Source organism: Actinomyces faecalis (genome assembly GCF_013184985.2).
Lineage (GTDB): Bacteria > Actinomycetota > Actinomycetes > Actinomycetales > Actinomycetaceae > Actinomyces > Actinomyces faecalis.
Genome location: NZ_CP063418.1, coordinates 902,449 through 924,048 on the forward strand (window position 1 = coordinate 902,449; position 21,600 = coordinate 924,048).

Annotated in this window: 21 protein-coding genes and 1 other RNA gene; 15 read left to right on the top strand and 7 right to left on the bottom strand. The window is 66.8% G+C overall.

What is annotated here, in order from left to right; all coding sequences use genetic code 11:
• Positions 1-152 precede the first annotated feature (152 nt).
• Positions 153-875 carry a single-stranded DNA-binding protein gene (locus HRL51_RS03850; RefSeq protein WP_172121029.1) on the top strand — a complete coding sequence of 241 codons (723 nt, stop codon included), beginning with the start codon at positions 153-155 and terminating at the stop codon, positions 873-875.
• Between the two features lie 13 nt (positions 876-888).
• Here HRL51_RS03850 and HRL51_RS03855 read toward each other — a convergent pair whose 3' ends face one another.
• Positions 889-1,383 (bottom strand): TY-Chap domain-containing protein, encoded by a 495-nt coding sequence (locus HRL51_RS03855; RefSeq protein ID WP_172121030.1) that lies wholly within the window; start codon positions 1,381-1,383, stop codon positions 889-891.
• A 139-nt stretch (positions 1,384-1,522) separates the two neighbouring features.
• Between HRL51_RS03855 and ftsE the strand changes: the two genes are divergently transcribed.
• The 6 genes from ftsE (at position 1,523) to HRL51_RS03885 (ending at position 5,572) form a co-directional block, all read left to right on the top strand.
• A complete protein-coding gene (gene ftsE / locus HRL51_RS03860; protein WP_172121031.1) occupies positions 1,523-2,212 on the top strand; it encodes a cell division ATP-binding protein FtsE in 690 nt (229 codons plus the stop codon).
• 11 nt (positions 2,213-2,223) lie between these two features.
• Positions 2,224-3,141 carry a permease-like cell division protein FtsX gene (gene ftsX / locus HRL51_RS03865; protein WP_172121032.1) on the top strand — a complete coding sequence of 306 codons (918 nt, stop codon included), beginning with the start codon at positions 2,224-2,226 and terminating at the stop codon, positions 3,139-3,141.
• Between the two features lie 47 nt (positions 3,142-3,188).
• Complete coding sequence (locus HRL51_RS03870) at positions 3,189-4,526, top strand: peptidoglycan DD-metalloendopeptidase family protein (RefSeq protein WP_413228091.1); 1,338 nt, start codon at positions 3,189-3,191, stop codon at positions 4,524-4,526.
• 90 nt (positions 4,527-4,616) lie between these two features.
• The gene (gene smpB / locus HRL51_RS03875) at positions 4,617-5,147 is read left to right on the top strand and encodes an SsrA-binding protein SmpB (RefSeq protein WP_172121034.1); all 531 of its coding nucleotides are present in this window, start codon (positions 4,617-4,619) and stop codon (positions 5,145-5,147) included.
• Positions 5,148-5,181: 34 nt separating this feature from the next.
• Positions 5,182-5,358 carry a hypothetical protein gene (locus HRL51_RS03880; RefSeq protein ID WP_172121035.1) on the top strand — a complete coding sequence of 59 codons (177 nt, stop codon included), beginning with the start codon at positions 5,182-5,184 and terminating at the stop codon, positions 5,356-5,358.
• On the top strand, positions 5,351-5,572 hold the full coding sequence (locus HRL51_RS03885; protein ID WP_172121036.1) for a helix-turn-helix transcriptional regulator: 222 nt from the start codon (positions 5,351-5,353) through the stop codon (positions 5,570-5,572). The genes HRL51_RS03880 and HRL51_RS03885 overlap by 8 nt, the downstream gene beginning before the upstream one ends.
• 304 nt (positions 5,573-5,876) lie before the next feature.
• Here the strand turns inward: HRL51_RS03885 and HRL51_RS03890 are convergent, their stop codons facing one another.
• The gene (locus tag HRL51_RS03890; protein ID WP_172121037.1) at positions 5,877-7,037 is read right to left on the bottom strand and encodes a Fic family protein; all 1,161 of its coding nucleotides are present in this window, start codon (positions 7,035-7,037) and stop codon (positions 5,877-5,879) included.
• Between the two features lie 57 nt (positions 7,038-7,094).
• On the bottom strand, positions 7,095-7,586 hold the full coding sequence (locus HRL51_RS03895; RefSeq protein ID WP_172193225.1) for a hypothetical protein: 492 nt from the start codon (positions 7,584-7,586) through the stop codon (positions 7,095-7,097).
• 126 nt (positions 7,587-7,712) lie between these two features.
• On the opposite strand from HRL51_RS03895, the gene HRL51_RS03900 reads away from it, so the two are divergent.
• The gene (locus HRL51_RS03900) at positions 7,713-7,871 is read left to right on the top strand and encodes a ribonuclease PH (RefSeq protein WP_172193224.1); all 159 of its coding nucleotides are present in this window, start codon (positions 7,713-7,715) and stop codon (positions 7,869-7,871) included.
• 259 nt (positions 7,872-8,130) lie between these two features.
• On the opposite strand, the gene HRL51_RS03905 is transcribed toward HRL51_RS03900, so the two are convergent.
• Together HRL51_RS03905 and ssrA are read right to left on the bottom strand one after the other, a co-directional pair.
• Complete coding sequence (locus tag HRL51_RS03905) at positions 8,131-8,733, bottom strand: hypothetical protein (RefSeq protein WP_172193222.1); 603 nt, start codon at positions 8,731-8,733, stop codon at positions 8,131-8,133.
• A 256-nt stretch (positions 8,734-8,989) separates the two neighbouring features.
• Positions 8,990-9,360, bottom strand: a transfer-messenger RNA (tmRNA) gene (gene ssrA, locus HRL51_RS03910).
• Between the two features lie 230 nt (positions 9,361-9,590).
• On the opposite strand from ssrA, the gene HRL51_RS03915 reads away from it, so the two are divergent.
• Positions 9,591-10,586: an aldo/keto reductase gene (locus HRL51_RS03915; protein ID WP_172193220.1), complete on the top strand. Its 996-nt coding sequence runs from the start codon at positions 9,591-9,593 to the stop codon at positions 10,584-10,586.
• Between the two features lie 91 nt (positions 10,587-10,677).
• Here HRL51_RS03915 and HRL51_RS03920 read toward each other — a convergent pair whose 3' ends face one another.
• Complete coding sequence (locus HRL51_RS03920; protein WP_172193218.1) at positions 10,678-12,654, bottom strand: solute carrier family 23 protein; 1,977 nt, start codon at positions 12,652-12,654, stop codon at positions 10,678-10,680.
• Between the two features lie 143 nt (positions 12,655-12,797).
• Between HRL51_RS03920 and HRL51_RS03925 the strand changes: the two genes are divergently transcribed.
• The gene (locus HRL51_RS03925) at positions 12,798-13,871 is read left to right on the top strand and encodes an alpha/beta hydrolase (RefSeq protein WP_172193216.1); all 1,074 of its coding nucleotides are present in this window, start codon (positions 12,798-12,800) and stop codon (positions 13,869-13,871) included.
• 56 nt (positions 13,872-13,927) lie between these two features.
• Here HRL51_RS03925 and HRL51_RS03930 read toward each other — a convergent pair whose 3' ends face one another.
• Positions 13,928-14,692 carry a FadR/GntR family transcriptional regulator gene (locus HRL51_RS03930; RefSeq protein WP_172121048.1) on the bottom strand — a complete coding sequence of 255 codons (765 nt, stop codon included), beginning with the start codon at positions 14,690-14,692 and terminating at the stop codon, positions 13,928-13,930.
• Between the two features lie 99 nt (positions 14,693-14,791).
• Between HRL51_RS03930 and HRL51_RS03935 the strand changes: the two genes are divergently transcribed.
• From HRL51_RS03935 to HRL51_RS03955, 5 genes are all read left to right on the top strand, one after another.
• A complete protein-coding gene (locus HRL51_RS03935; RefSeq protein ID WP_172193214.1) occupies positions 14,792-16,423 on the top strand; it encodes an ABC transporter substrate-binding protein in 1,632 nt (543 codons plus the stop codon).
• Positions 16,424-16,711: 288 nt separating this feature from the next.
• Positions 16,712-17,677: an ABC transporter permease gene (locus HRL51_RS03940; RefSeq protein ID WP_172121050.1), complete on the top strand. Its 966-nt coding sequence runs from the start codon at positions 16,712-16,714 to the stop codon at positions 17,675-17,677.
• The gene (locus tag HRL51_RS03945) at positions 17,677-19,821 is read left to right on the top strand and encodes a dipeptide/oligopeptide/nickel ABC transporter permease/ATP-binding protein (RefSeq protein ID WP_172193212.1); all 2,145 of its coding nucleotides are present in this window, start codon (positions 17,677-17,679) and stop codon (positions 19,819-19,821) included. The genes HRL51_RS03940 and HRL51_RS03945 overlap by 1 nt, the downstream gene beginning before the upstream one ends.
• Positions 19,818-20,642: an ATP-binding cassette domain-containing protein gene (locus HRL51_RS03950; protein WP_172193210.1), complete on the top strand. Its 825-nt coding sequence runs from the start codon at positions 19,818-19,820 to the stop codon at positions 20,640-20,642. The genes HRL51_RS03945 and HRL51_RS03950 overlap by 4 nt, the downstream gene beginning before the upstream one ends.
• Before the next feature lie 40 nt (positions 20,643-20,682).
• On the top strand, positions 20,683-21,600 hold the full coding sequence (locus HRL51_RS03955; RefSeq protein ID WP_172193277.1) for a dihydrodipicolinate synthase family protein: 918 nt from the start codon (positions 20,683-20,685) through the stop codon (positions 21,598-21,600).

Here is a 21,600-nt window from a genome sequence, read left to right on the forward strand (position 1 = left end):
GAGCGTGACGAGCGCCCGGGCTCCACAGGCGCTTCCCGTGACACCCTTGTCCACAGGACTCGGAAGGCGTGGTGGCAGGGACGGGTGGCAGACGGGCACGGTGTGAGTGAGCCAGCACGTGGCTGGCCCGCCGAGCCGAAGGAGCAACCGCCATGTCGCGTCAGATCGACGTCGTCGTCCAGGGGACCCTGGGGACGACCCCGTCCCTCGTCCACACCTCGAAGGACCGCCTCTACTGCCACTTCCGCCTTGCCACGACCCCGACCTACCGCGTTGACAACGAGTGGCGGGAGGGAGACACCCTGTGGTTCACGGCCAAGGCCTGGGGCGCCCTGGCGCGGAACCTGGCGATGAGCCTGCGCAAGGGAGACCCTGTGGTGCTCGTGGGCCGATTCACCCAGGAGACGTGGAGGCGGGAGGACGGCTCAGAGAGCCTGTCCAACGTGCTGACCGTCTCCGCGGGAGGCCATGACCTCACACGTGGTGAGAGCAGGTTCATGAAGGTCGCCCCGCCTCCTCGGTCCGCGGACTCGGCCGAGGAGGCGGGGATGACGAGCCAGAGGAGGGCGGAGGACCAGGACGGCACCGCGTCGTCGAGCACCTCGCTGCCGGTGGGATCTGACGAGCGCAGGAGCGGCGGTGAGCCTGCTGCGAGCCTGCCGGGGCAGGCTGCTGGCAGCGAGACAGACCCCTGGGAGGTTCCGTCGCCTGACGCCCACCGAGACGAGGGCGACGTCGGAGCCCGGGTGGGTACAGACCCGGATCCAGGTGAGGGGGAGCCCGCGCTCTCGCAGGAGCCGGCGGCTGAGGCGCTGAGTGAGCAAGGTGAGACCGCGCTCGGGACAGGCGACCGGCCCAGGTACGTCGTGGTGTGAGCAGGGAGCGGACTCAGCCGAGCCGCGTCAGCAGGTGGTCGAGGTCAGCGGGGTGAGCCACGTCCAGCACCTCGATGAGGACCCGGGCGACGGCGTCGGCTGCGCTGGCTCCGTCCGGCAGGAGCCGGACGAGTAGGTCGGTGTGTCGGCGCCACCCGAGGGCCTCCAGGTCCTCAACAGCCTGAGGTGGTAGCAGGACGGCGCCGACGGCGTCCAGGACGGGGAGAGCGACCTCGACGCCGTCGGTCCTGACGGTGAGTACCACTCCCGGGACCTCGTGGGAGGCCACCGGTGCAGGACGGCGGCGGAGAAGGGCCCGCAGTCCTCGTGGTTGTGACAGGGAGTCCGACGTGGCGACGGGGGACGGGGTCGTCAGGAGCAGGGTCAGGTACTCACCCTGACCACGGCAGCGATCAAGAAAGGTGGCGAGCGAAGGCTGGAAACGGGACCACGATCCGAGGTCCGCCACGTCGTCCAGGGGCGGCAGGTCGGGGGAGTCGGGACTCATACCCTGTTCCTACGCTATGGCGAGCGGCCCTCGCCACACACCTTGCCCGCGTGTCTGCGTGTGGTCGCGCGGGATGGGTCGCTACGGTGACTGGGACTGGGCGTGTCCGCGCCCGTGCCCGCTAGGAGAGCGCCAGACAATGATCCGATTTGACCACGTGTCCAAGGTCTACAAGCGAGGCGCGCGCCCTGCGCTCGATGACGTCACCATCGAGATCGAGCGTGGGGAGTTCGTCTTCCTCGTCGGGGCCTCCGGCTCGGGCAAGTCGACCTTCCTGCGCCTGACCCTGCGTGAGGAGCGCCCGACCTCTGGGCGTATCCACGTCCTGGGGCGCGACCTGTCCCAGGTGTCCACCTGGAAGGTGCCGCAGCTGCGTCGGGAGATGGGATTCGTCTTCCAGGACTTCCGTCTCCTGGAGAACAAGACCGTCATCGAGAACGTGGCCCTGGCGTCCCAGGTGATCGGAAAGCCGCGCCACTACATCCTCTCCGCTGTTCCTGAGGCCCTTGACCTGGTGGGGCTCAGTGGTAAGGAGCAGCGCAAGCCGCACGAGCTCTCCGGCGGCGAGCAGCAGCGCGTAGCGATCGCGCGCGCCATGGTCAACCGTCCCAAGCTCTTGCTGGCTGACGAGCCCACCGGAAACCTCGACCCCTCGACCTCAGTGGGGATCATGCGTCTGCTGGACCGGATCAACCGCCAGGGCACCACCGTGGTCATGGCGACCCATGACGACGAGATCGTCGACCAGATGCGTAAGCGCGTCATCGAGCTCAAGGCCGGTGAGGTCGTTCGCGACCAGGCCCGTGGCGTCTACGGCTCGGACCGCTGAAGGAGACTCGCATGCGATTCCGTTTCATCATGTCCGAGACCTTCAAGGGTCTCACCCGCAACCTCGCGATGACGATCTCGGTCATCCTGGTCTCGTTCGTCTCCCTGCTCTTCGTGGGGGCCTCGGCGCTGCTGCAGGTCCAGATCGACACCATGAAGGGCGACTGGTATGACAAGGTCGAGGTCAGTGTCTACATGTGCCCGCCCTCGTCCAGCTACGCTCAGTGCGCTGACGGCGAGGCCAGCCAGGACCAGGTCGACGCGGTTGAGGAGCTGGTCAACTCCGACGCGCTCAAGCCCTACGTCAAGAGCTACACCATCGAGTCCAAGGCCGAGGCCTACGAGAGCTTCATGAAGGCCTACGGCTCGACCAACATCGGTCGTAACGCCACTGAGGACATGATGCCGGTGTCCTTCCGCATCAAGCTGATCGACGCCGAGAAGTACCAGGTGGTCGCGGAGCAGTTCACTGGGCGTGACGGCGTGGAGCGCGTGGTCGACCAGCGCGCCACCCTGGAGCCTCTCTTCCTCGTGATGAACCGGGCCTCGTGGATCACCGGTGGTCTGGCGGCGGTGATGGCTGTGGCTGCGGTCCTGCTCATCACGACGACGATCCGCCTGTCTGCGATGAGCCGTTCCAAGGAGACCGGCATCATGCGCCTGGTGGGAGCCTCGAACCTGTTCATCCAATTGCCCTTCATGCTTGAAGGGGCTCTGGCAGCGCTTGCCGGTGCCCTGCTGGCGGTAGGGGGCCTGTGGGCAGGCGTGCGGTACATCATCGAGGAGTGGCTGGCGCAGTCGATCAGCTTCACGACGGCCTTTATCTCCACCTCTGACGTGCTGCGCATGGCGCCGTTGCTTCTCCTGGCTGCGATCGTGCTGGCAGCCGCCTCATCCGCCTTCTCTCTGTCGAAGTACACAAGGGTCTGATCCGCATGCGCAGCCTGCACCACGAGGAGGGCGCGTCCCTCACGGCCATGCTCCCCGCTTCTCTGAGACGGGACGGACGGTCACGTCTCAGCAGGAGGGTGCGTGCCACTGCCGCGGCGGCACTGGCTGCAGGTGCGCTCGCTCTGGCCCCGATGGCGACCACGAGCGCTCCGGCTGCTGCGGACGAGCGTTCGGACGCCGTCGAGCAGCAGCGCCAGGCCACACAGCGCAAGGCTGAGCTGACCGCGTCGCTGGAGGGAGTCTCGGCCGAGCTGGGACAGGCGTACCTGGACCTGCAGGCAGCCCAGACCGCGCTGAGCTCGGCTCAGACCGAGCTGGACGGCGCGGAGGCCACATTGGCTGAGAAGCAGCGTGAGCAGCAGGTTGCGGCGGACCGTCTGTCCGTCGCGCAGGCGGATCTTGACACCCTGACGAGTCAGGCGGAGAATTCCGCCGCCAAGGTGAGCGCCCACCAGGACGCCGTCGCCTCGCTGGTCGTGTCCACCTACCAGGGAGACTCGTCGCTGACCTCGTGGACCTACGTGCTGGACTCTGACTCAGTGGAGGACCTCAGCCAGAGAGCCTCCACGATGGAGATCGCGTCCGGTATCCAGGAGTCGGTGCTGGCTGCTGCTGAGCAGGAGCGCGCACAGGACGCGAACCGGAAGGCCCGTCAGGACGCCGTGACCGAGCGCGTCAGCACGCTGGCGGCGCAGGCTGACCAGGCCAAGGCAGCGGCCGAGGAGGCTGCGACCGCCGCACAGACCAAGCGGGACGAGGTCGCCACGCTCACCTCCCAGAAGCAGACCGCTGCGGCAAGCCTGGAGACGCAGAAGGCGAGTCTGCAGGAGCAGGTGCGCCAGTCCGAGGCGGACGCGGCAGCAGCCGCTCAGACGATTGCGGCGATCGACGCGCAGAACCGCGCGTCCTCGAGCTACACGGGCACCTCCTCCGGGGCCGCTGCGGCTGCGGACCTCGGGAACGGCGCGATCGGCCACCCGATCACCGGGCCGCTGACAGTCGCCTCCTCCTACGGCTACCGCGTCCACCCCATCACGGGCGCCTACCGGCTCCACGCCGGGGTCGACCTCGTGGCCTCGCAGGGGACACCTCAGTACGCCGCGGTCTCCGGCTCGCTCCAGCAGTTCCAGAGCGCGACCTGCGGTAACGGGATCATCCTCAACGGTGGCGTCATCAACGGCCAGTCCGTGGTCATCATCTACTGCCACCTGTCGGCCTACTCCGTCGGGAGCGGCATCAACGTGAGCAAGGGGCAGCAGATCGGTCTGACCGGCATGACTGGTGGCGCCACGGGGCCTCACGTCCACTTCGAGGTCCACATCAACGGCTCTACGGTCAACCCGATGTCGCTGCCGGGCTTCTGAGTACAGGCGGCTCGCGGGCGGCTCCTCGGTCTTGACGGACCGCGTAGGCTAGGCTCTCGCGCCTGATTGTCGTACAGGAAGGAGAAGCAGATGGCTGGCAAGAACGACCGCCCCAGGAAGCCCACGGCGGGGGAGAAGGCCAAGGCTGCCTCCGACGCCCACAAGACAGTGGCACGCAACAAGAAGGCGAGTCACGACTACTTCATCGAGGACCGCTACGAGGCGGGACTGTCCCTGACCGGGACCGAGGTCAAGGCGCTGAGGATGGGGCGTGCTTCCCTGACCGAGGCGTGGATCGAGATCGACCGGCACGGTGAGGCCTGGCTCCAGGGCGCTCACATCCCGGAGTACCTGCAGGGTACGTGGAACAACCACTCGCCGCGGCGAAAGCGCAAGCTTCTGCTGCACCGCGCTGAGCTGGATCGACTGTCTCAGCGGGTCCAGGCCAAGGGCTACACCGTGGTCCCGCTGGAGCTGTACTTCATTGGGGGACGAGCCAAGATCGAGATCGCCCTGGCACGAGGTAAGCAGGACTGGGACAAGCGTCAGTCCCTGCGCGAGGCTCAGGACAAGCGCGAGGCCGCACGTGCGATGGCGGCTGCTAACCGACGACGGGGATGACCCGGGCAAGGACGTGTCCTGAGGAAGGACGACGGTGAGGAGTACGTCCAAGATCCTGGTCTGTCTTCTTGCCGGGTGTGCTGCCGCTCTCCTACGGGCGACTCCGAGCCTTCCCAGCGTGCAGATGGCCGTCACGGTCTGGACCTCGTGGCTCCTGGCTGTGGTGGTCACGGTGTGGACTGCCTGCCCGGTCAGGAGCCGTGATGAGTGAGCCGGTCCGCTACCTCGGACGCATCGACCTGGCGGCACGAGCCGGCATCACGGCCAAGACGGCTGAGAACTATCAGCGTGACGGCTACCTGCCGGCCCCCGACGTAGTCATCACCAACGGCGCCAGGTCGGTGAAAGGCTGGCTGCCTGAGACGGTGGACACCTGGCTTGCGAATCGTCCTGGCCGTGGCGCTCGGACGGACCTGCGCCGCTAGGGCTGACGGCCCTCGCTCTACCTCTGCGCTGGCTCGGGCGGGGGCTGTCTCCCTCTCGTTCCCCAGGCTTCCCAGTTCCTGGGTCGAGCCTGCCCGCTGCGGGTTGGCTGGGTGCCTGCGCCGGGAGTCGGACCCTGCGCGCGTCTCTTCCGTGGGTCCCGTCTGGGTGGAGGGACGCGCGCACGCCGGTGGCAGGCAAGACGCGCCCCCCCGTGCCGTGGTGGCCGAGGGTTCCTGCATTCAGACGTGCTTGACGCCCGTTGGGGGGGGGCAGTCAACGCGCCTAGTCATTACGCGGCAAGTATCAGGGTTTGAAGGCGTCGATAACTGCCATGTTCGACGCCCACAGGCCTCGGTCCGGCTGCCAGAGAAGGTGGAGGTCGCGGAGCCGGTGGAGGTCTCTGGTCAGGGTGCGCTCGGTGTTGATGTAGGCGGCTGCGAGGTCGGGCGTGAGCCGGGAGATCTCACGTCGCGACAGCGGGCGCTCCGGCATGGCGAGCGCCAGGTCCCGGCGGCGGTCCTTGGTCTTTCCTGAGGGCTCGTCGTGCATGACCTCGTGGATGTAGCTGACCCAGGCGATCCGTCGCTGGTCCTCCTGGACCTCTGCGATCTGCTCGCGCAGCTTGTCGACGAACCCGCCCGCGCTGTACTGGATGAACCCGGCGACGTCATCCTTCTTCGAGGCGTCGTCCAGGCGCCGGTAGTAGCGGGTCCTGGTCTCGTTGTAGAAGTCTGACAGGAGGTTGGTGGACACCCACGGCACGATCCCGGAGGCGGCCAGGATCGCGACCTGCAGGAGTCTGGCTGTCCGCCCGTTGCCGTCTCCGAAGGGGTGGATCCAGGCGACGTAGAGGTGGCCGAGGGCTGCGGCGAGGAAGGCGTTGAAGAACCTCATGTCAGCCGGTGCGTCCGGGTCGTTGACGTGGGTCAGGTACTCGTCGTTGAGCCACTGGCAGAGCCGCTCGACGAGGTAGGGCACGTCCTCAGGCGGTGCGGGACGGTAGGTGCCGACGGACAGCTGGGCGGTCGTGTACTCGCCGGGGGTGACGTGGTCGGCGACCTCGAGGCCCTTGAGGATCCTGGCGTTCTGGTCCTTGAGCCACTGCGCGGTCAGGGTGAGGCCTCGGCCGCGCTGGGTTGAGTCGATGTCGTGGAGGGCCTCGAGGATGTTGCGTACCTCCTGCTCCAGGTACTCCCTGGACGGGGGCAGGCTCTCGCCGTCGTCGATGATCCGGTTGAGGTCGTCCTCGGTCAGCGTGTTGCCCTCGATGGCCGTGGTTGAGAGGGCTCCGCGCCTGACGTAGAGCGAGGCTAGCTCGTTGGCGCGTTGGGGCTGCAAGGGGGTGCCTACTAGGTGCTGGCACTTGGAGAAGGCTTCGCCCAGCTGAGCCCACAGGGCGTTGTACTCAGTGTGGAACGTGAAGGTGATCCAGGGGGCACGAGTGGTGTAAAGACGCTCTCCCATGCAGCAGATACTACAACTTTGCTCTATTTTGTCCATATCTCGCGGTATGTGGGCTGTCTAAAGATTGAGCTCACGCGGCAAGTGGTCGCATGCGCGCGTTGACCTGGGCGAGGTTGACCTGGCCCGAGCATCGGTGTCGATGATGCCGCGCTTGACCCACTTCTTGAGGGTGTCGGCTTTGAGACCCGGGTGGAGTGCGCAGGCCTGCTCGCGACTGACCCAGACCTCGGCGCTGGTGGTGGTGAGGGTGTGGGTGCGGGTGGCGTCGATGATGTGGCCGTCGGGCCACCAGGCGTCGCAGTCCCGGCATGTGCGCCAGTCGGACAGGCCCGTCTCGGTGGGCTGACGGGTCAGCACTCCGCCGCAGGCGGGGCAGGCGTGGTCCTCGTCGATGGTGTCGGTGTGGCCGGTGAGGGCGGCGACCCTGGCGTGGTGACGGGCCAGCTCCTCGCTGAGCGACCTCCACTCCTCGGGGTGGGCGCGCACGGCCTGGTCCGCGATGGAGGCGAGGTAGGTCAGGGAGTCGGTGAGGCGGTCTGCGTTGTGCACGTGGCTCCTCCGGAGGGTGGGGCCGATACTCTAAATGATAGTGATTATTACTAACGTCTAGGGGTCGACAAGAACTTTCTAGTTCAGGCTTGCAATGATGTTCTAGTGTGGGGTCGGCTTCATGTCATGAAGAGGGTGGCGGTACTCAAGCGGCTCAGGAAGCAGGCCGACAAGATGGGCCTTGAGCTCGACACGCACGAGCTCACGCGTCACACCGTCGTCGTCGGAGGCGTGTCGCGCACCCTCGGTCGCCACAGCGAGATCGACGACGTGACCGCAGGATAGTTCTTCGACCAGTTCGCCGACGTGCTCGGCGAGAAAGGATGGTGGAGATGAGGACCTTCATGGTCACGGCCGAGCGAGGCCGAGGTGACTGGTGAGTGCTGGAGGCCCCCGAGGTGGGGGTCGTCTCCCAGGTCCGCCGCCTGGACCAGGCCGAGGAGGAGATGCGCGAGGCGATCGCCTACCTGGCTGGCCTGGCTCAGGACGAGGTCGCGGTGGACCTAGTGCCCGTGCTGCCCGAGGCGTACACGTCCGCTGCTGCTCAGGCTGAGGAGTCGCGTCGTGCTGCGGCCGAGGCCACCCGTGCGGCGGCCAGGTGGAGGAAGAACGGCCGTGCGACGTCGGGGTCGGCGTCGGTCTCCTCCTTGGCCTTGCGTAGATCCCGGATGAGGTCGGTTCGGACGGGGGTGAGGTCCTCCCGCTCGGTGATCTCGTCGCCGTGGTCCCGGCTGAAGCAGAAGTGGTCGTCCTCGCTGACGTATCCACCGGCCGGATCACGTAGGGCGAGGGTGCCCGAAGGGATGGAGTCGCCTTTCCAGTCCGCGCTTTTGGAGATGCGGATGAGTGGGGCGATGGAGCACGCTGGTTTCTCTGGCCCTGGCTCGGTGGTGTCCGTGACGACGTCGACCGTGTAGTCGTCTTTCGTTGTGTACGGGTAATCACCTTTTACGTCGGTGAATATCCGTCTGGTGCCCGACGGCGTAGAGGTGATGGCGGTGACCGTCTCGGTCTGGCCATGCGCTCGGATCCTGTCGCCAGACTTGATGTCGTGGGCGGGGCGGACGATGAGAGTTTCAGTTATTACGATCCTCCTGCGTGCTGATCTCGTGCTGTAGCCAGGCGTCCGCCGTCGTGACGGCTGCACCGCCTGGAGAGTCCAACGAGGTGTCTGGCTGCTTGGGGGTAGTAGTCGATCTGCATCAGGCCTGTGTCTACGCGTGCCGTCTCCCCTAAGGGCAGCCCTTGGAGTGGGGGCCTGTGGCGCCGCGAGCGCTATTACGGTCCTCAACCTCGCCGTGGTCTTAGTGCTGGTAGGGGAGTGGGTGGGCATGGCGCGTGTCCCCACTGGGGCCCCATAGGCCCCCTCCGGGGGGGAATCGTTGGAATTCCAACGAAGAGTGTGGTGGAGATGGGGGGAATCGAACCCCCGTCCGACGGTGGTGCAACAGGACTTCTCCGGGTGCAGTTCGCTAGTGATTTTCTCAGCCCCGGCGTCTCACGCGAACAAGGACGCCGACGGGCTCAGTCACCTAAAAGTTCCGAAGCCCTCGATGACGAAGGACCTCAGCAGTGGCTCCCTAGATGACGCCAGGAACCGGGGCGGAAGCAGTCCCCGGGCTGACGGACTTCGAGGCTCGCTCAGGCGGCGAGGGCGAAGTCGGTGCGAGTGTTATCGGCACCTATTGGTTCGCACAGAGCGTTGACGAGATGACTGTGCATCCTCGACCCGCTTCTCCTGAACCCACGACCGTCGTCGAAACCGATCATCCCCTGTGTAGTTGTCAACGGCCGCCGGAGTGGCAACCTGCAACTGGCCCCTCAGGGCTGAACCGTTATGGTAGCAGCCCTGACGTCACGGGCAACACCGGTGTCTCGTCCTGCTGCTCCTGTCCTCCTGGGTCTCGCTGAGGGCGAGCAGCTGTAGAGCCGCGTTCAGGGGGTGCCATGATGGTGCCCACAGGCCGCACGTTGGCACGGCTGGTGCTCACACAGGAGGAGTCAATGGAGACAAGGTTGTTCAAGGCTCTGGACCGACAGGTGTCTGCGGTCGGTGTCGGGACCTGGCAGCTCGGCGCTGACTGGGGAGAGGTGGACCCGGCTGACGCCACCGCCACGCTCGAGGCCGCCCTGGACAGCGGCGTGACCTTCATCGACACCGCTGACGTCTACGGCGACGGCCGTTCCGAGCGCTTCGTGGGGAGCTTCCTCAAGGACCACCCTGACTCCGGCCTGACGGTGGCCACCAAGATGGGGCGCCGGGTGGACCAGCTGCCGGAGAACTACACCCGTGACGCCTTCATGGCATGGAACGACCGCTCGCGGGGGAACCTGGGGGTCGAGGCCCTCGACCTGGTCCAGCTTCACTGCCCGCCCAGCGAGGTCATTGACGCCGAGCAGACCTGGGACTGGCTGGAGGAGATGGTCGAGCAGGGGCGCATCCGCGCCTACGGCGTGAGCGTGGAGACCTGCGACCAGGCCTTGTCCGCCATGACCCGGCCTGGCTGCGCCTCGGTCCAGATCATCCTCAACGTCCTGCGGCGCAAGCCCCTGGAGCAGGTCCTCCCGATGGCGCAGAGCACCGGTACCGCGATCATCGCGCGCGTCCCGCTCGCCTCAGGCCTGCTGTCCGGCCGCTACACCGAGACCACGACCTTCGCCCCGACCGATCACCGCAGCTACAACCGTGACGGCTCGGCCTTCGACGTCGGTGAGACCTTCTCCGGAGTCCCCTACGAGATCGGTGTCCAGGTTGCTCGCGAGTTCGTCTCCCTGTGCTCACAGACGGGGCCGCACGGAGCGACGCCTGCTCAGGTCGCCCTGCGCTGGATCCTGGACCAGCAGGGCGTGACCACCGTGATCCCTGGCGCCCGAAACGGCGCCCAGGCGCGGGTGAACGCGGCTGCCGGAGGCCTTGCGCCGCTGTCTGCTGAGCTGCACACGGCCTTGGAGGAGCTGTACGACCGTCTCATCCGCTCCCACGTGCACGACCGCTGGTAGGCCGCCGCGCCGTCGTCACCTGGACGAGAAGAGGGGGCGGGCAGCGTCCTCAGACGCCGCCCGGCCCACCCGTGTCCTGGCGGCACCGGCCCTAGTCGAGCTGCTCGAACTTGCGCGACCAGGCGCTACGGATCGGGTTCGCGTCAGCCACCATGGCGTCGAAGCGCTCGTCAGCGATGTCGATGACCTCGCCCACCGCGCTGCGCGCCTCGCGGGTTGGCGAGCTCTCGACACGGGCCCAGCCCCGGGAGAGCAGCTGGTGGCGGTCGGTGACGCGTTCGACGCACATGACCAGCGGGCGGGCGAACTTCTCCTGATAGGCCTGCGACAGGCCGCGTAGCTCGGCCTCCTCGGCGTCGTTGAAGGCGCCGAGCGCTAGGGAGGCGGTGTCGAGATCAGCCTGACTGTCGCCGTTGTCGCCTAGCAGGAGGTCGGCGATGTCGGCGTAGCCGGAGACCAGCGCCTCCTGCTCCTGCGGGCTGGCGGAGATGACCTCGTCCTCGAAGGCCTGGCGCAGGGCGGCGGTCGAGGCGAAGGGTCGGTGCCCCCACGCGCGCTCGGCCGGCCAGGAGGCGCTGGCGTAAAGGCGTGAGAAGACCTCGACGAACTGCTCGCGGTCCATCTTGTTGACCTCGTCCAGACCCACGGGGCGCCCGTGCACGAGCGCCACATCAGCTCCCTCCTGCTGACCGAGGTGGAAGAACAGCAGGTTGAGGACGACGGCGGTCAGTGCACCGATCGTCACGCCTGAGCCAAAGAGGATGGCGAGCCAGCTGGGCATCATCGAGGCGATGTCCGGCCTGAAGGTCACCAGCAGCGCCAGCCCTATGGAGGTGGAGACGATGACGGCGTTGCGGTTGTCGTGCATATCGACCTTGCCGAGGGTCTGGATCCCCACGACGGCGACCGAGGCGAACATGGTCAGAGAGGCCCCGCCGATGACGGGGGAGGGGATGGAGGCGACGACGGCAGCGGCCTTGGGCAGGAGCCCCAAGACGATCATGATGACGCCGGCGCAGGTGACGACCCAGCGTGAGCGCACGCGTGTGAGGCGCACCAGGCCGACGTTCTGGGCGAAGCAGGTGTAAGGGAAGGAGTTAAGCACCCCGCCCAGCATGGTGGACAGGCCGTCAGCGCGCAGGGCGTTGGCCACGTGGGAGGGTGTGATGCGCTTACCCACGACCTCACCGGTGGCGAAGACGTCGCCCGTGGTTTCCACGGCAGTGACGGCCATGACGATGAGCATGGAGATGATGCCGGTGACGGTGAAGGTCGGGATGCCGAAGTAGAACGGTGTGGTCATGCCTACGACCGCTGCCTCTCCGACGCTGGAGAAGTCGGTGTCACCCAGTACCCAGGCCAGGCCCGTGGCGGTCAGGAGGCCAATAAGGACGGAGATCGTGGACATGAATCCCTTGAAGACACGCTGGACCAGGACGATGAGTGCGATGGTGAGTAGCGCGTAGCCCAGACCGCGGAGCGTGGGGCCCGTCGGGTCCGCTCCGGCAGCGCTGGCTTGCGTGCCCCAGGCGACGATGTCACCGGCCGACACGCTCATGAGGGTGGTGCCCATGACTGTGAGCAGGGTGCCGGTGACCACAGGTGGGAAGAAGCGCAGGAGCCGGGCGAACCAGGGGGCTACGAGGAAGGTGGCGAGCCCGGCGGCGATGATTGACCCGTACATGGCGGTCAGGCCCTCGGTCCCGCCAGCCCCGCCCGAGGCGGCCAGGCCGATGGCGATCAGCGGGGAGACGGCGGTGAAGGTCACCCCCTGGATCAGCGGCAGGCGTACGCCGATTTTCGGCCCCAACCCGGCGGACTGGATGATGGTGGCGATGCCACAGGTCAGCAGGTCGGCATTGATGAGGTGAACGGTGGTGGCCGCATCCAGGCTCAACCCAGAGGCGATCACCAGGGGGACGACGACGGCGCCCGCATAGAAGGCCAGGACGTGCTGGATACCCAGCACGGCAAGGCGGCCGATGGGAGGGACGGCGTCAACGGGGTCCTTGGGGCGGAGGGAGGGGGAGACGGGATTGGTGGCACCGGGGGACTGGCCGTAGGACATGCGGGAAGACTCTCCTAGGATGGGACGGACACGCCAGGTGACCTCCAACGCCCGCTGCGCGCTCCCACCGTGGGGAGGATTGCGTGCAGCCTGGGACACGACGCCTGCCACCTGGCGGCCGCCATGCTACTGAAGGAACAGTCATGTCACCTCTTGTCCCTGCCCGCCCCGACTATGACCCGCACACCCAGGTGGTCCTGGACGCGCTGGACGCGGCAGGTTTCGACCTGCCTCTCAATGACGAGACCCTGCCCCAGTGGCGAAAGTCCGTCGAGGTCACCAGGCAGCGGCTGATGGACCAGCACCCGGACCTGGTGACCGCCGAGCGCGAGATCACCCGTGAGGACGGGTCGGCGATGGCGGTGGCCGTTGTCACCCTGGGCCAGGCCTCGTCGGCTGGCTGCGGGCAGGCGGCGGGCGCGCCGTTGTTCCTGTCGCTGCACGGCGGGGGCCGGGTCGTGGGGAACCGGTACGACGACGTCGTGCGCTGCGTGCCGTGGATGCGGCGGTGGGGAGGGGTCATCGTCTCCCCGGAGTACCGGCTGGCTCCTGAGCACCCCTCGCCGGCCGCGACGCAGGACTGTGTCGCGGCGCTGCGGTGGGCGCGTGAGCACGCCGAGGAGCTCGGGTGCGACCCGAGCAGGATCATCGTCACCGGCCCGAGCGCGGGAGGCGGGCTGGGAATGTGCGTCGCTCTGGCTGAACGGAGGCAGGAAGGGCCGCGGGCACTGGGCTACCTCCTGGACTACCCGATGCTTGACGACCGCACCGGGACGGTAGGGGACGACGGCGTCGTCCGGCCCAGCTCCGCAGCCCAGTTCCCGCAGGACGGGCGCTGGCCGACGTCCTGGAACACCTGGGCCTGGCAGCAGGTGCTGGGGGACAGACGGGGTGGTCCAGAGGTGACCGAGGCGGATGCGGCCGCGCGTGCTACGGACCTGAGCGGGCTCGGCGCTGTGTTCCTGTCAGTGGCCTCCGCCGAGGTCTTCCGTGACGAGGTGGTGGAGATGGCGAGCAGGATCTGGCGTGACGGTGGTGACTGTGAGCTCCACGTCTATCCCGGTGGGACCCACGCCATGGAGATCGTGTGCTGCACGTGGCTGGCTCGTGACCTGGAGCAGGCGCGTCAGTCGTGGTTGGAGCGCCTCCTACAGCCTCAGGACCCTGCGGAGAACCTGCAGCTGGTCATTGACAACGGCACCTACCCGGGGCTCTAGGAGCCTCCGTCGTGGTCTGGGCGGACGTCGTCAGGGCGCGCAGGAGCGCCCTGACGTCAGCGGCTCACGGAGGCCAGGAGCGGCTGGTAGTGGGACTTGATGGCTACGAGGTAGGAGTCGAGGTCTCCGGCCTGGGCTGTGAGCAGCATCTGGCGGTGCGAGACGGCGGTGTTCAGGATGTCCTTGGGCTCAGGAGCGCGTAGCAGCGGGATGAGTAGGACGTGAACCGCCCACAACGCATCAGTCAGGTGCTGGTAGAGCGGGTTGTCCAGCCGTGCCAGCAGCTGGGAGTGGAAGGCGCGGTCCTGCTCGGGGAAGGGCTGTCCCTGGTGCGCCAGATCCTCCATCCCCTCCAACGTCGTCTCGATGTGAGGGTCCTTGTTTCCCTTCCACGCACGGACCACCTCTGGGGCCAGGGCGGTGTCAAGCGTGGCACGCAGCTCGACCACGTTGAGCAGGCCTTGGTGGCCCTGATCGCGGTTGAGCAGGCCCCTGAAGACGAGAGACTCCACCATGGGGCGCATGGAGGCCTGGCCGACGAAGGTTCCGTGGCCGTGACGTACCTCGACGATGTCGAGGGCGACGAGGGTGCGCACGGCCTCGCGCACCGATGAGCGGGAGACGCCGAGGTCCTCGCACAGCTGGGACTCGGTGGGCAACGGGTCCCCGGGCTGTAGGTGTGCCTGGATGATGTAGTCCTTGATCGCCTGCATCGTGATCGTCGCCTGGGTCGCTGGCGCGGGGCTCAAGGACGGGTAGGCGCTGCGAAGGGCTGGTGAGGCCAAGGTGACGCTCAGGGCGGAGGGCCTTGCGATTGTCATGGCTCTTGTGTCCTTCCTTGCTTTTCACTTTGGGGTTCTCTGTGTTAATGTCAGTCTACCAACGTCAGACAACAGACGTCCGACCTTAGGAGTGCTTCAATGGCGATCTCGACTCCCCGCCCTTCCCGACGCGGCTTTCTCCGACTGACTTCGACGCTCGGCGTGGCTGCTGGCCTGGCTGCCACGCTGTCAGCGTGCGGCGGCTCAGGCTCCTCCTCAGGCTCAAGCATGAGCGACACCACGGACAAGGCGGAGGAATCGTCCGCCATGAGCAACCCTGACGGTGTCATCAAGGCGGGAATCTCCTACGAGCTGGGCACCAACGGCTACGACCCCATGACCACCACCGCCGCCCTGACCGTGGCTGCGAACTGGCACACCATGGAGGGGCTCACGGAGCTTCACCCCGCTACACGCGAGGTCTACGCCGCTCTCGGTGCCGACCTGCCGAAGAAGGTGGATGACACCACCTACGAGGTCACCCTGCGTGAGGGCGCCGTCTTCACCGATGGCAACCCGGTGACCACTGATGACGTCGTCTTCTCCTTTGAGCGTGTCCTCAACCCGGACAACAACTCGCTCTACGCTCAGTTCATCTCCTTCGTTGACTCCATTAGCGCCAAGGACGACAAGACCGTCACGATCACGACCAAGTTCCCCTACTCCCTGGTGGCGGAGCGCATCAGTGTCGTCAAGATCGTCCCCAAGGCCGCTGCTGAGGCGGACGCCGCAGCGTTCGACATGTACCCGGTGGGCACCGGCCCCTACAAGATGACGGACAACGGTGCAGGCTCGCAGAAGATCGTCTTCGAGCGCAACGACGCCTACACCGGTTCTCACCCGGCCCTGGCCAAGTCCATGGAGTGGCAGATCCTCCCCGATGACACCACCCGGACCAACGCGATCACCTCGGGCACCGTCCAGGCGATCGACGCCGTGCCGGTGGCCAACCTCTCCACGATGCAGGCCCCGATCCAGGTGGCGGCACAGCAGGGCTTCTCTCTGCTGTTCGTCATGTTCAACAACTCGGTGTTCTCCGATCTCAAGGCGCGCCAGGCCATCATGTACGCCCTGGACTACGCCAAGATCTGCGAGACGGGCATGGGGACGCTGGCGACGCCGGCCACCTGCTTCGTCCAGGAGGACCACCCGGCCTACAAGAAGGCGTCGACGGTCTACACCTACGACGCCGAGAAGGCCAAGTCGCTGCTCGCGGAGGCTGGGATCACCACGATCAACCTTCTGTGCACCGACCACGGTTGGTTCTCCTCGGCCCGCCCGATCATCCGTGAGAACCTGGAGGCCCTGGGCGTCACGGTCAACTACGACGAGAAGAAGTCCTCGGACGTCTACTCCTTCATCGACTCCAACGAGGGCGCGTGGGACGTCATGGTGGCCCCCGGTGACCCCTCGGTGTTCGGTAACGACGCTGACCTCCTGCTGCGCTGGTGGTACGGCGGTGACACCTGGACCGAGGGGCGCATGCACTGGAAGGGTGCTGACTCCTACACCAAGGTCCAGCAGATGCTGGAGGAGGCGGTGCGCCTGGAGGGTGACAAGCAGGTGGCCAAGTGGCAGGAGATCTTCGACCTCGTATCCGACGAGGTGCCGCTCTACCCGGTCTTCCACCGCAAGACCCCGACCGGCTACGACTCCCAGACGCTGACCGACTTCAAGCCGATCGCCCTGACCGGCCTGTCCTTCGTCGACGTCGGATCGACCCAGGCCTGATCCGACTGAGGTCTGGTGGCTGGGACATAGACGGGTGACGCCGTCGTCCATGCGATGACTCTGGGCCCTACAGCCTTCATGCTGTGGGGCCCAGAGTCATCGAAGGGGTGTGATCTCTAGCGAACAGCACCACCCCCATTTGCCATCAGACATCAGATGTCAGACAATAGAACTGCGGTCGGCACTGCCGCCGACCCTCCCGCACGTCACCCAGCAGCCGCACGGCACGCTGGCGGCCCAGTGTCCTGGCCTGGGACGTGCGGGGTACCGAAGCAAAGGAGCACCCTAGTGTCCAACCTCCTCCGCCTGATCGGACGGCGCCTTGTGGCGCTGCCCATCATGGTGCTGGGCGTGACGCTGCTCGTCTTCGTCGTCATGTCCTTCTCCTCCGCAGACCCGGCGCGCCTGGCGCTGGGGGAGTCGGCGACGGCGCAGGCTCTTGAGCAGTACCGCGAGGCCCACCACCTCAACGATCCTCTCCTGTCCCGGTTCTGGGACTACCTCGTGGGACTGGCCCACGGGGACCTGGGGACCACCTTCACCGGCGTCAAGATCTCCGACCTGGTTGCTCAGGCCTTCCCGATCACGCTGCAGCTGACCTTCATCGGTATCTTCGTGGCGGTCATCCTGGCCACTGTCCTGGGCGTCATCGCGGCGCTCTACCGTGACCGCTGGCCCGACCAGCTCATCCGGGTGATCTCGGTGCTCTGCCTGGCTACACCCTCCTTCTGGCTCGCACTGCTGCTGATCCAGCGCTTCGGAGACATCCCGGGCGCCAGCGGCACCTTCCCCTCGGTGGTCACCGAGTGGGTCCCCTTCAGCCAGGACCCCGCCACCTACGTGCGCCAGATCTTCCTGCCGGCCCTGGCCATCGCCGTGCCGAACACCGGCACCTTCACCCGCGTCGTGCGTACCGCCATGGTCGAGGAGCTGGACCGTGACTATGTCCGCACTGCCATCGGCGCCGGAATCCCCAAGCCCGTGGTCATCGCCCGCAACGTGCTGCGTAACGCGCTCATCACCCCGCTGACGGTGCTGGGCCTGCGGCTGGGCTACGCCATGGGGGGTGCCGTCGTCATCGAGATGATCTTCAACATCCAGGGGATGGGGCAGCTGATCTTCCAGGGCATCACCCGAAACGACATCAACATCGTCCAGGGCGTGTCCATCACCGTGGCACTGGCTTTCATCATCATCAACATCGTCGTTGACATGCTCTACGTGCTGGTCAACCCGAGGATCAGGAGCGTCTGATGCTGCACCGTCGCACACTCGACAAGGTAGCCCAGCCTGGACTGCGGTTCCAGGGCTGGAGAAAGCTGCCGCTGGGGAGCAAGGCTGCCGTCATCGTGCTTGCCCTGGTCGCGCTGCTAGCCGTTTTCGCCCCGCTGGTCGCCCCCTTCAACCCCGGAGCCACGGGCCTGGCCGCCAGCGAGTCCGTCACGCACGTCGAGGGCGTGGGAGACATCGTCTCCTCCGACCCTGCCACGGCCCCGTCCCTCGCCCACCTCTTCGGTACCGACGCCACCGGCCGCGACATCTTCTCCCGCGCGGTCTACGGCGCCAGGGTCTCCCTGGTGGTGGGCCTGAGCGCCACCGGCATCGCCCTGGCCCTGGCCACCGTGCTGGGAGCCATCGCCGCCACCAGCCGCAAGTGGATTGGTGAGGCGGTCATGCGCGTGCTCGACGTCGTCATGTCCTTCCCCGGCATCGCCCTGGCAGCGGTGCTGGTGCTGGCGATGTCGACCCGGTTGCCAACCGTGCCCGTCATCATCATCGCGACCGCCGTCGTCTACACCCCCCAGCTCACCCGAGTGGTCCGGGCCAACGTCCTGGCCCAGTTCGGTGAGGACTACGTGGCCGCCTCCAAGGTCATGGGCGCACGCGTCCCCTGGATCCTGGCCAAGCACGTGGTGCGCAACTGCGTGGCCCCGATCATGGTCTACGCCACGGTGCTGGTGGCTGACGCCATCGTCTTCGAGGCCTCGCTGTCCTTCATCGGCGCCGGTATCACCTCGGTCAACACCCCGACCTGGGGCAACATGCTCTCCGAGGGCAAGGCGCTGCTGCTGTCCGGGCACTGGTGGCCGACCTTCTTCCCCGGCCTGATGATCCTGATCACCACGCTGTGCCTCAACGTCCTGTCCGAGGGCCTGACCGATGCCATGGCATCGCCGCGAATTCGGGCTCACGTGGATGTTGAGGCTGACGAGGAGGCCCTGCAGACCCAGCACGCCTGGAACGAGGCTGGGGCCGCGGTGCGCTCGCACGCTGAGCTGCCCGCCGACGCCGTCACCCAGGCCCAGGTCTCCGAGCTGACCGGGGTGGTGGGGCCTGCTGCTGAGGAGACTCCTCTCGAGGAGCGCCTGGCTACCTTGCGCGCAGCAGAGCTGGCGCGTCACGACCGGCTGGTCTACCCGACCCCCGAGGCGGAGTCCATTCTGGAGGTCAAGAACCTCTCGATCGCCTTCCCGGCGCAGCACGGCGACGTGAGTATCGTCGACGACGTCTCCTTCTCCGTCCGTCCCGGGGAGACCATGGGACTGGTCGGGGAGTCCGGGTGCGGCAAGTCGATCACCTCCATGGCCGTCATGGGGCTGTTGCCGCCGACGGCGCGTATCACCGGTGAGATCCTGTTCAAGGGACGCAACATCCTGGAGATGACCCCCGCGGAGCACAACGCCTTGCGTGGTCATGAGATGAGCATGATCTACCAGGACGCGCTGTCCTCCCTCAACCCCTCGATGCTCATCCGCTCCCAGATGAAGCAGCTGACTCGGCGCGGGGGCACCCGCAGCGCCGAGGAGCTGCTCGAGCTGGTGGGGCTTGACCCGGTCCGCACGCTGAAGAGCTACCCGCACGAGCTGTCCGGCGGACAGCGTCAGCGAGTCCTCATCGCGATGGCTCTCACCCGTGACCCGAGCCTGGTCATCGCTGACGAGCCGACGACGGCCCTGGACGTCACGGTACAGAAGCAGGTCATTGACCTGCTCAATGACCTGCGTGAGAAGCTCGGCTTCGCCATGGTCTTCGTCAGCCACGACCTGGCGCTGGTCGCCAAGGTCGCCCACCGGGTGACGGTGATGTACGCGGGCCAGGTGGTGGAGCAGGCGGGGACCAGCGAGCTGCTGACCAACCCTGTCCACGAGTACACCCGTGGCCTGCTCGGGGCGGTCCTGTCCATCGAGGCCGGCTCCAACCGACTTCACCAGGTGCGGGGGACTGTTCCCAGCCCCTCGGAGTTCGTCAAGGGCGACCGCTTCGCCCCGCGCTCGTCCTACCCCACGGTCGGGCTGGACACCCGTCCGGTGCTCAAGCCGGTGACCGACGGGAGCGACCACTTCTACGCCGTCACGCCTGAGCTTGAGGCGATCCTTGCCAAGGAGGCCATGTCATGAGCGCTCAGTCCACAACCACGTGGGACCCTCAGACCGATCCGGTGATCGAGCTGCGCCACGCTCACGTGATCCACAAGTCCCGTACCGGCAAGCTGTTCCGCCCCGACACGGTGCATGCCGTCAACGACGTCTCGCTCACGGTGCGTCGTGGGGAGACCCTGGGGCTGGTGGGAGAGTCCGGGTGCGGGAAGTCCACCACCGCCCGCGTCATGGTCGGCCTGCAGCCGCTGACCAAGGGCGAGGTGTACTTCAAGGGACGTCGCCTCGGTGGCTCCGCGGCTGACCGCAAGGCGCTGGGCCGCGCCGTGTCCGTGGTCTTCCAGGACCCGGCCACGGCGCTCAACCCGCGCATGATCGTCCACGACACCCTGATCGACCCGCTCAACGTGCACGGTATCGGCTCTCCCAAGGAGCGCGAGGCCAGGGTGCGTGACCTGCTGCACCTGGTGGGGCTGCCCCCCAGTGCCTTGGAGGTCCTGCCGCGCCAGATCTCTGGTGGACAGCGTCAGCGTGTGGCGATCGCCCGTGCGTTGGCGCTGGAGCCAGACATCATCGTCGCGGACGAGCCCACCAGCGCCCTGGACGTGTCGGTGCGGGCTCAGGTTCTCAATCTCCTCCAGGACCTCAAGAGCGCGCTGGGGCTGGGGCTGGTCTTCATCAGCCACGACATCAACACCGTGCGCTACGTCTCCGACCGCATCGCCGTCATGTACTTCGGCGAGATCGTCGAGATGAACACGACCCGGGAGATCTTCTCCAACCCGCAGCAGGACTACACCCGCACCCTCCTGGGGGCGGTGCCCTCCCTGCTTGAGGCATGAGCCTCAGACACCCGTCCCACTTACGTTAGGAATCATCATGATGGACGCCCGTTTCACCGGTGTCATCCCTCCGGTCGTCACGCCTTTTAAAAATGGCGAGGTCGACCTCGACAGCCTGGACCACCTCATCGACTTTCTGATCGAGGCAGGTGTCAACGGCCTGTTCCTCCTGGGGTCCTCGGCTGAGGCCGCCTACCTCACAGACGCCCAGCGCGAGCTCGTCGTCGAGCGAGTCGTCGCACGTGTCGACGGCCGTCTGCCGGTCCTGGTCGGCGCCATCGACACGACGGTGAACCGTGTCATCGAGCACGCCCGCCGCGCCCAGGCTCTGGGGGCGGACGCGATCGTCGCGGCCTGCCCCTTCTACGCCATCAACGACATGACCGAGATCGCCGACCACTTCACCGCGATCCGCGGCGCGATCGACATCCCGTTGTTCGCCTACGACGTGCCGGTGCGCCTCAACGGCAAGAAGCTGGCCGCCGACATGCTCGTGTCCCTGGGCACGCAAGGGGTGCTCGCCGGCGTCAAGGACTCCTCAGGCGACGACGTCGGCTACCGGCGCCTGGTGGCGGCCAACGAGAAGGCGGGTCACCCGCTGGCCCTGCTGACCGGCCACGAGTGCGTGGTTGACGGCATGCTGCTGCTGGGCGGGGACGGCATGGTCCCCGGCTACGGCAACGTCGAGCCCCGGCCCTACGTCGAGCTGTGGCAGGCGGCTCAACGGGGCGACTGGCAGGAGGCGCGACGGATCCAGGACCGGATCTGCGCCGGTTTCGAGATCGTCTTCGTGCCCCAGGGACGTTCTGCTGACGCCGCGGGCATCGGGGCCTTCAAGACCGTCATGGAGGCCCAGGGTACGATCGCCTCGAACGAGATGGCCTTCCCGGTACGCGCGCTGACGGGCGAGACGAAGGAGAAGGTCATGGCCATCGCTCGAGAACAGGGACTGATCTGA

Bases quoted from the DNA above. Each gene is read 5' to 3' on its own strand.
- HRL51_RS03915 (WP_172193220.1), top strand. From the start codon at position 9,591: ATGGAGACAAGGTTGTTCAAGGCTCTGGACCGACAGGTGTCTGCGGTC.
- HRL51_RS03850 (WP_172121029.1), top strand. From the start codon at position 153: ATGTCGCGTCAGATCGACGTCGTCGTCCAGGGGACCCTGGGGACGACC.
- HRL51_RS03900 (WP_172193224.1), top strand. From the start codon at position 7,713: ATGAAGAGGGTGGCGGTACTCAAGCGGCTCAGGAAGCAGGCCGACAAG.
- ftsE (WP_172121031.1), top strand. From the start codon at position 1,523: ATGATCCGATTTGACCACGTGTCCAAGGTCTACAAGCGAGGCGCGCGC.
- HRL51_RS03870 (WP_413228091.1), top strand. From the start codon at position 3,189: ATGCTCCCCGCTTCTCTGAGACGGGACGGACGGTCACGTCTCAGCAGG.
- HRL51_RS03930 (WP_172121048.1), bottom strand. From the start codon at position 14,692: ATGACAATCGCAAGGCCCTCCGCCCTGAGCGTCACCTTGGCCTCACCA.
- HRL51_RS03935 (WP_172193214.1), top strand. From the start codon at position 14,792: ATGGCGATCTCGACTCCCCGCCCTTCCCGACGCGGCTTTCTCCGACTG.
- HRL51_RS03885 (WP_172121036.1), top strand. From the start codon at position 5,351: ATGAGTGAGCCGGTCCGCTACCTCGGACGCATCGACCTGGCGGCACGA.
- smpB (WP_172121034.1), top strand. From the start codon at position 4,617: ATGGCTGGCAAGAACGACCGCCCCAGGAAGCCCACGGCGGGGGAGAAG.
- HRL51_RS03955 (WP_172193277.1), top strand. From the start codon at position 20,683: ATGGACGCCCGTTTCACCGGTGTCATCCCTCCGGTCGTCACGCCTTTT.
- HRL51_RS03950 (WP_172193210.1), top strand. From the start codon at position 19,818: ATGAGCGCTCAGTCCACAACCACGTGGGACCCTCAGACCGATCCGGTG.
- ftsX (WP_172121032.1), top strand. From the start codon at position 2,224: ATGCGATTCCGTTTCATCATGTCCGAGACCTTCAAGGGTCTCACCCGC.
- HRL51_RS03945 (WP_172193212.1), top strand. From the start codon at position 17,677: ATGCTGCACCGTCGCACACTCGACAAGGTAGCCCAGCCTGGACTGCGG.
- HRL51_RS03920 (WP_172193218.1), bottom strand. From the start codon at position 12,654: ATGTCCTACGGCCAGTCCCCCGGTGCCACCAATCCCGTCTCCCCCTCC.
- HRL51_RS03890 (WP_172121037.1), bottom strand. From the start codon at position 7,037: ATGGGAGAGCGTCTTTACACCACTCGTGCCCCCTGGATCACCTTCACG.
- HRL51_RS03925 (WP_172193216.1), top strand. From the start codon at position 12,798: ATGTCACCTCTTGTCCCTGCCCGCCCCGACTATGACCCGCACACCCAG.
- HRL51_RS03855 (WP_172121030.1), bottom strand. From the start codon at position 1,383: ATGAGTCCCGACTCCCCCGACCTGCCGCCCCTGGACGACGTGGCGGAC.